Source organism: Kitasatospora sp. NPDC127121 (genome assembly GCF_042677305.1).
In the GTDB taxonomy this organism is placed as follows: Bacteria; Actinomycetota; Actinomycetes; order Streptomycetales; family Streptomycetaceae; genus Kitasatospora.
The window spans coordinates 71008-77400 of the sequence record NZ_JBHXTQ010000029.1 but is presented as its reverse complement, the minus strand read 5'-3'; the positions used below and the strand labels follow the sequence as shown (position 1 = coordinate 77400).

Genomic DNA, 6393 nt, shown 5'->3' with positions numbered 1-6393 from the left:
GTGGGGGCCCGGTGCGGCTCACCCCCGGGGTGGGGGGGCGCTGGTGGCGGGGCGTGGCCTTGGTCCCCGGGTTTTTGGGGGCGCGGGGGGGGGGGGGCCGCCGCCGCGGGGCGGCCCGGGCGGCCACGACCGCACGGTCAGCCGGCCCTGGACGTCGTCCTGGTCGGCGGGGCCGCGATGACCGCCGAGAGGTGGAACCAGCCGGTCTCGCCCTCCTCCGCGGTCAGCCGTCCCCCGACGGCGAGCAACCGCTCCGTGAGGTTGCCGATGCCCCGGCCGCCGCCCGGCTCCGCCGGGACGCCCTCCGCCAGGACGCCGTCATTGGACACCACCAGGCTCACGTCGCCGAGTTCGCCCCTGACGGCCCGGATCTCGCAGCGCCGTGCCGCGCTGTGCCGCAGCATGTTGGTGACGGCCTCGCGCGCCACCGCCGCCAGTACGGCGTCGTGCTCGGGCGGCAGGGCGCCGTAGGCCAGGTCGACCTCCACGCTGATGCCGGCCGCCCGCAACGCCGAGGCGGCGAAGCGGGTTTCCCGCGCCAACGACATCTGGAGGTCGCCGCTGGAGATCCACCGGGTGTCGGACATCGCCTGTCTCACCATCGCCAGCACCTCGGAGATCTCCGCCCGGGCGCGCCGCGGGTTCTCCAGGACGGTCCGCTCGGCGATCTGGCACTTCAGTGCTGCCACGGAGAGGCTGTAGCCGAGCAGGTCGTGCAGGTCCCGGGAGAAGCGCAGCCTCTCCTGGTCCACGGCGCGCTCCGCCAGCTCGGTGCGGGCCGCCCGCAACTCCGCGGTCATGTCGGCCAGTCGGGCCACGCCGTAGACGACGATTCCGCCCGCGGCCGTGGAGACGCTCGCGTTGAGGCACTGCCCGACGTCGTCGCCCAGCGCCGCGTAGATCGGGTACTGGCCCGCCACCAGCAGGGTGAAGAGGATCCAGGACCTGGGTGCGGCGACGGTCAGGAGCATCGATCCGGCGAACGACCCGGGGATGCCGACCCACGCCCCGTCGAAGACCAGGAACGGCAGGTAGGTGATCACTCCGTGAGCGAGAAGGCTCCACGGCCACCACGGCCGCCTGTGGCGCCACGGGCCGGCGTGCAGGAGCTGAAAGCCGAGCAGGACCAAAAGGACTGTGATGGCGGCCAGTTGGTACGAGAAGCCGTCGCGGTTGCGGATGGTGGCCACGACCGAGGCGGCGAAGAACCCGAGGGCCGCCATGACCACGATGCCCTTGGCGAGGCGGGACAGGGGATCTCTCGGGGTTGGCCGTTCGCCTGACGACTCCGAGTGGCGATCGTCGCCCAGTCGGTACGCACCGTGACCCAATGAGAGCTCCCGAAAAGCGACTTGACCCGCCATGGGCGCACAGAAGGCCCGTCGTTTACCTCAAGGACCCCCCGTGCTTCCGACCGTGAGCATAGTTCCCGTCGGAAACCCGCCGTTGACATTCGACCCCGGCCTTGAAATCTGAGGCTCAACGCCGGTTGCCCCTGCCAACTCCCCCTGGGCTTCGTGCCGATCGGCCCTCGACGGGTCGGCCGACGGCTCGGACAGGTGGTGCGGCGGTCGAATGCGGGTCCGGGCCGGGGCTTCACTCGATGGGGGGAAGCGTGGCGGCGGGATCCCCTATGTCCTGATTGTCGGACGCGGGCGGGTGGGGCGTTCGGGTGGGATGGGCGTCCCGATCGACTGGAGCCGCTGAGCATGGGCCTGTTCCGACGCTCCGGGAGGGCGGCCCGGACCGCCCCGGAGCACACCGAGACCGCCGACACGGCCGCCGTCGCCCCGGCCGGGGCGGTCAACGGCCATCAGGTACTGGAGACGGTCGCCGCCCTGCCCATCAGCACTTGGCGCTACCTGTGGGAGCCCGAACGGGTGCGGCACATCGGACCGATGGCCCAGGACTGGCACGCTTCCTTCGACTTCCACCACGAGAACACCCGCGTGATCCCCGTCGTCGACGCCAACGGCATCGCCCTGGTCTGCATCCAGGCCCTGAACCGGCGCATCGACGAACTCGCCACCGAGGTCCAGCGCCTGCGCGAACTCACCCAGGGCGCCGAGTCGAGCCGGTGAGCGGGGCGCGACCCCTGGCGGCTGCGGGTGGGATGCGGGGGGCGCGGGAGGGGCGTGCGGGAGGGGTGCGGAAGAGGGTGTGGGAACGGTAAGAGGCGGAACTGTCCGTCCACGCCCACCGTCCAAGCAGTGGACGGAATCCCGGCCCGGCCTGAACACCGGGAGGAGCGCGGAGGGGACCAGTGCAGCCAGGTGGTGCCGAACTGAACGTCGGATTCCCGGGTGGAAGCCGAGGCGGTGCGCCGGTCGTGCCACCCGCCCGGTGGCCCGGCCCAGTGCCGGCGGTCGATCAGCTCGAAGCCGCCGAGCGCTGCGAGACCCTGCTTCAGGACACCCTGGACGCCGTCCGGCCGGCGCCGGTCTGGCAGGGGGCGGCGCCCAGAGCGGGCGCGCGGCTGTCGCTGCCGGGGCGGGACCCGGACCTGCGCTGGTACGTCACCCGGGGGCGGGACATCCTCACCATCGTCTCGGCGGTCCGGCGGGCGGCACTGGTGGACGCGGTCGAGCGGCACTGGCGGCAGCGCGGCTGGACGATCACTTCGCTGAATGCCGGCCGGAGCCGCCCCGGGGTTGCCGCCGCCACCCTGGACGGTTATCAACTGGCGCTGGCATTCGGCGAGTTGGGTGAGGCCGGGCTGACCGCGAGCTCGCCCGGGGTGGCCCGCTCGGAGCGGCTGCCGTCACTGCAGGGCGCTGGCGGTCGCGGCCCGGCGCCGCTGCCGAACGTGTGCTGCCCGTACTGGAGCGCGATGGTCTAGCCGGCTGCGGAAGAGCCGGAAGAGCCGGAAGAGCCGGAAGAAATGGAAGGCGCTGGACGCGGCTGAGGGCCGCGCACGCAGGGGAGGCGCGGAGCGAGTCCCCCCGGACTCGCTCCGCACCGCCTCGTCGCGCGGCTTCGCGCTGCCGCTCCCCCCGACTCCCCGGCAGCCCCGCCGTTCCCCCCTGGCAGCACCCTCCGGCGAGAGCGGTCCGCACAGGCCCCGGCGAGCCCCCACCCCCGGGGACGTCGTTGGTATCACGTTAACAAACCGCGTGGTTGGTTTGTCAATAGCGGGATCCACGAAAAATCCACAAACGTGATGGTCGGTCCGGAAGGTCCCGCCAGGCGCCGGACCAGCGGATTGAGGCCCGACAGGGCGCCCGGCGGCCCTTCGGCGGGCGCGCGGCGGGCGCCGGTACGGGCGGCGGGCCCGGCGCGGGCCGTGCTGGAATCCGACATTCCGAGCATCATGGCAGCACGCAGTGACACCACGCGAGCGCTGAGCGCAGCGGATGCGTCCGGCGGTGCCCCGGCGGGCTGATGTGGAGTGAGTTCGCCGACGGGCCGGGCCCGGCGTACGTGAGCGCCCGTCAGCGCAGCAGTCGACGCTCCTTGGCCACGGCCACCGCGCCGGCCCGGGTGTCCACCCCCAACTTGTCGTAGATCCGGCCGAGATGGGTCTTCACGGTGGCCTCGCTGATGAACAGCGCCCGGGCGATCTCCCGGTTGCCCAGCCCCTGCCCCAGCTGCGCGAGGATGTCCTGCTCGCGCTCGGTGAGCTGCGGTGCGGGCGCCCGCATCTGTGCCATCACCCGGGAGGCGACCGGCGGCGAGAGCACCGTGCGGCCCCGGGCGGCGGCGTGCACGGCGGCGAACAACTCCTCCGGCCGCTCGGCCTTCAGCAGGTAGCCGGTGGCGCCCGCGGCGATCGCCCGGGTGATGTCGGCGTCGGTGTCGTAGGTGGTGAGCACGAGCACGTGCGGGCCGCCCGGGGTGGCGGTGATCCGGCGGGTGGCCTCCACCCCGTCGATGCCGTCGCCGAGTTGGAGGTCCATCAGCACCACCTGCGGCGCCAGCCTGGCGGCCAGCGCGACCGCCTCCTCCCCGGTGCTCGCCTCGCCGACCACTGCGATGTCGCCCGCGCTGGCGAGCAGTGCCAGCAGGCCGGCCCGGACCACCGCGTGGTCGTCGCAGACCAGCAGCCGGACGGGGGCGTCGGTGGGGGAGCCGGTGGTGCTCATGCGGCCACCCCGCCGAGCCCATCGCGGCAGGAGCACCAGGAGCACCAGGAGCGCCCGTCGCACCCCGCGCGCCGGTCGGGGGCGGGTCCGGTTCGTTCGCTCATCGGTGCTCCAGGGGGATCGCGGCGGAGACGACGGTGCCCTCGCCGGGGGTGCTCTCCACGGCCAGGGTGCCACCGAACTGCCGTAGCCGGGCGCGCATCGCGGGCAGCCCGTACCCGCGGCCGCCGGCCGCCCCGACCGCGCCAGGGTCGAAGCCCTGCCCGTCGTCGGCGACGTCCAGGACGGCCTGGTCGCCCAGGTAGGACAGGGTGATCGCCGCGGCCGACGCTCCGGCGTGCTCCCGGACGTTGGCCAGCGCGCCCTGGGCGATCCGCAGCAGCGCGGACTGCGCGGCGGCGGGCAGCGGGACGGGCGTGCCGTCCAGGTGGAAGCGGACCGGCAGACCGCTCTCGGCGGCCTCCCGCCCGGCGAGCGCGCGCAGCGCCTGGTCGAGCGGACGGCCGTCGGCGAGTTCGGCCGGCGCGAGGTCGTGGACGAAGCGGCGGGCCTCGGCCAGGTTGCGGGCCGCCACCTCGGCGGCGGTCCGGACGTGGGCGCGGGCGGTCGTCGGCTCGGTGTCCCAGGTGCGCTCGGCGGCCTGCAACAGCATCTGCTGGCTGGACAGCCCCTGGGCCAGGGTGTCGTGGATCTCCATGGCCAGCCGCTCGCGCTCCGCGTGGGTGCCCTGCCGCCGTTCGGTGGCGGCGAGTTCGCGCCGGGTGCGGACCAGGTCGGTGATCAGGGCGCGCTGCCGGGCGTCCTGCCGGTCCATGAACAGGAACACGCCGGTGGCGAGCGCGGCCACCGCGAACGGCAGCAGGACGAGGGTGGCGTCCGCCCCGCCGGCCAGCCGGAGTTCGGCGATCACCACCAGCAGCGTCAGGGCCGCCACCAGCGGGATCGCCGCCCGGGCGGGGAGCGTGCGCAGCGCGGTGTAGATCAGCGGGACGGCGCACCAGGCGAAGCTCGGCGCGAGCAGCACCAGCACCACCCAGAGCGCGACCACCAGCGCCAGCGGCCACCGGCGCCGACGCGGAACCCGTCTGTCGGGCGAAGCGTCAGCCCCGGGCGCGGGCACTGGTGACAGTGGAGGTGGCGGGTGGCGGTGCGCGAGCCAGGAGCCGGCCGGCTGGGCGAGGGCGAGGGCGATGCTCAGCCCGATCACCCAGGGGATCCGGGGGTTGCCGGGGTGGTGGGTGAGGTAGCGGCTGAGCGAGGCGGCGAGCAGCAGCAGGAAGGCGGAGTCGAGCAGTACCGCCAGGCGGCCCGCGTCCGGGTCGCCGGCGTCGTGGCCGGCGGCGGGGCGGGGCTGCTGCACGGGTGGCTCCTGGCTGGACGGGCGGTCGGCACCTGGCAGGCGATCGGCACCGGGGCGGGCACCGGCCGCCTCGACGGTGCGTCCGGCGCACCGACCTGCACCGATCCCTCGATGGTGGCCCGGCCGGCCCGGTCCCGCATCAGCCGATCGGTTGACGGGGTTGTCCTCCATCATGCCCGCGCGGTCGCGCCGGAGCGTCGATGTGGCGGGCCCCGCCCCGGCCGGAGGATCGAGGTGGAGCCGGGCGGACCCCCTGCCGCCCGGCGGCCCCGATCCCGTTCGCCGATCCGCTGAGGAGCTGGACCATGAAGAAGATCTCCGTGCGCACCCGGGTGCTGACCGGCACCCTCGCCGCCGCCGCGCTCGCCGCCACCGTGGGCGCGGTGTCGGCCAGCGCCGAGACCTCCGAGACCCCGGCCGCGCTGGCCGCGGTGAAGGTCGACACCCAGAACAAGAACCTCGCCCAGAGCACCGGTCTGACCCTCGACTCCGCGACCCGCGCCGCCCAGGCGACCCTGGACGCGGCGGCCAAGGCCGGCCAGCACGTCTCGGTCGCGGTCGTGGACCGGGACGGCGTCACCCGGGTGCTGCTCAAGGGCGACGGCGCCGGCCCGCAGTCCCCGGAGTCGGCGCAGCGCAAGGCGTTCACGGCGGTCTCCTGGAACGCGCCGACCTCGGAGCTGACCAAGCGGCTGACCCAGGCCCCGACCCTCAAGGACATCCCGGGCACGCTGTTCCTGGCCGGCGGCGCCCCGGTGCAGTCCAAGGGCGCCCCGGTCGCGGCGATCGGTGTCGCGGGCGCGCCGAGCGGCGACCTGGACGAGCAGTTCGCGCAGGCGGGTGTCGCCGCACTGGCGAAGTGACCCCCTGGCCGGGGGGGCCCGGCCCCCGGGGGCGGGGGGGGGCGCCCCGGCCGCGCTGGGGGGGTTGCCGCCAAGGACCAAAGCAACA

At 74.6% G+C, this 6393-nt stretch carries 6 protein-coding genes; 3 read left to right on the top strand and 3 right to left on the bottom strand.

The window, feature by feature from the left end; all coding sequences use genetic code 11:
- Positions 1-137 precede the first annotated feature (137 nt).
- The gene (locus ACFVHI_RS17055; protein WP_380339971.1) at positions 138-1223 is read right to left on the bottom strand and encodes a sensor histidine kinase; all 1086 of its coding nucleotides are present in this window, start codon (positions 1221-1223) and stop codon (positions 138-140) included.
- Positions 1224-1709: 486 nt separating this feature from the next.
- Between ACFVHI_RS17055 and ACFVHI_RS17050 the strand changes: the two genes are divergently transcribed.
- Together ACFVHI_RS17050 and ACFVHI_RS17045 are read left to right on the top strand one after the other, a co-directional pair.
- Positions 1710-2081, top strand: coding sequence for a tail fiber domain-containing protein (locus ACFVHI_RS17050; RefSeq protein WP_063348553.1), 372 nt, complete (start codon positions 1710-1712; stop codon positions 2079-2081).
- Positions 2082-2356: 275 nt separating this feature from the next.
- Positions 2357-2839: a hypothetical protein gene (locus tag ACFVHI_RS17045; RefSeq protein WP_063348554.1), complete on the top strand. Its 483-nt coding sequence runs from the start codon at positions 2357-2359 to the stop codon at positions 2837-2839.
- A gap of 592 nt (positions 2840-3431) precedes the next feature.
- On the opposite strand, the gene ACFVHI_RS17040 is transcribed toward ACFVHI_RS17045, so the two are convergent.
- Together ACFVHI_RS17040 and ACFVHI_RS17035 are read right to left on the bottom strand one after the other, a co-directional pair.
- Complete coding sequence (locus tag ACFVHI_RS17040) at positions 3432-4082, bottom strand: response regulator transcription factor (protein WP_063348555.1); 651 nt, start codon at positions 4080-4082, stop codon at positions 3432-3434.
- A gap of 100 nt (positions 4083-4182) precedes the next feature.
- The gene (locus ACFVHI_RS17035; RefSeq protein WP_063348556.1) at positions 4183-5442 is read right to left on the bottom strand and encodes a sensor histidine kinase; all 1260 of its coding nucleotides are present in this window, start codon (positions 5440-5442) and stop codon (positions 4183-4185) included.
- Between the two features lie 305 nt (positions 5443-5747).
- Here ACFVHI_RS17035 and ACFVHI_RS17030 point away from each other — a divergent pair, with 305 nt between their 5' ends.
- Positions 5748-6305, top strand: coding sequence for a heme-binding protein (locus ACFVHI_RS17030; protein ID WP_380339966.1), 558 nt, complete (start codon positions 5748-5750; stop codon positions 6303-6305).
- Positions 6306-6393: the final 88 nt, after the last annotated feature.

Bases quoted from the DNA above. Each gene is read 5' to 3' on its own strand.
- ACFVHI_RS17055 (WP_380339971.1), bottom strand. From the start codon at position 1,223: ATGGCGGCCCTCGGGTTCTTCGCCGCCTCGGTCGTGGCCACCATCCGC.
- ACFVHI_RS17050 (WP_063348553.1), top strand. From the start codon at position 1,710: ATGGGCCTGTTCCGACGCTCCGGGAGGGCGGCCCGGACCGCCCCGGAG.
- ACFVHI_RS17040 (WP_063348555.1), bottom strand. From the start codon at position 4,082: ATGAGCACCACCGGCTCCCCCACCGACGCCCCCGTCCGGCTGCTGGTC.
- ACFVHI_RS17030 (WP_380339966.1), top strand. From the start codon at position 5,748: ATGAAGAAGATCTCCGTGCGCACCCGGGTGCTGACCGGCACCCTCGCC.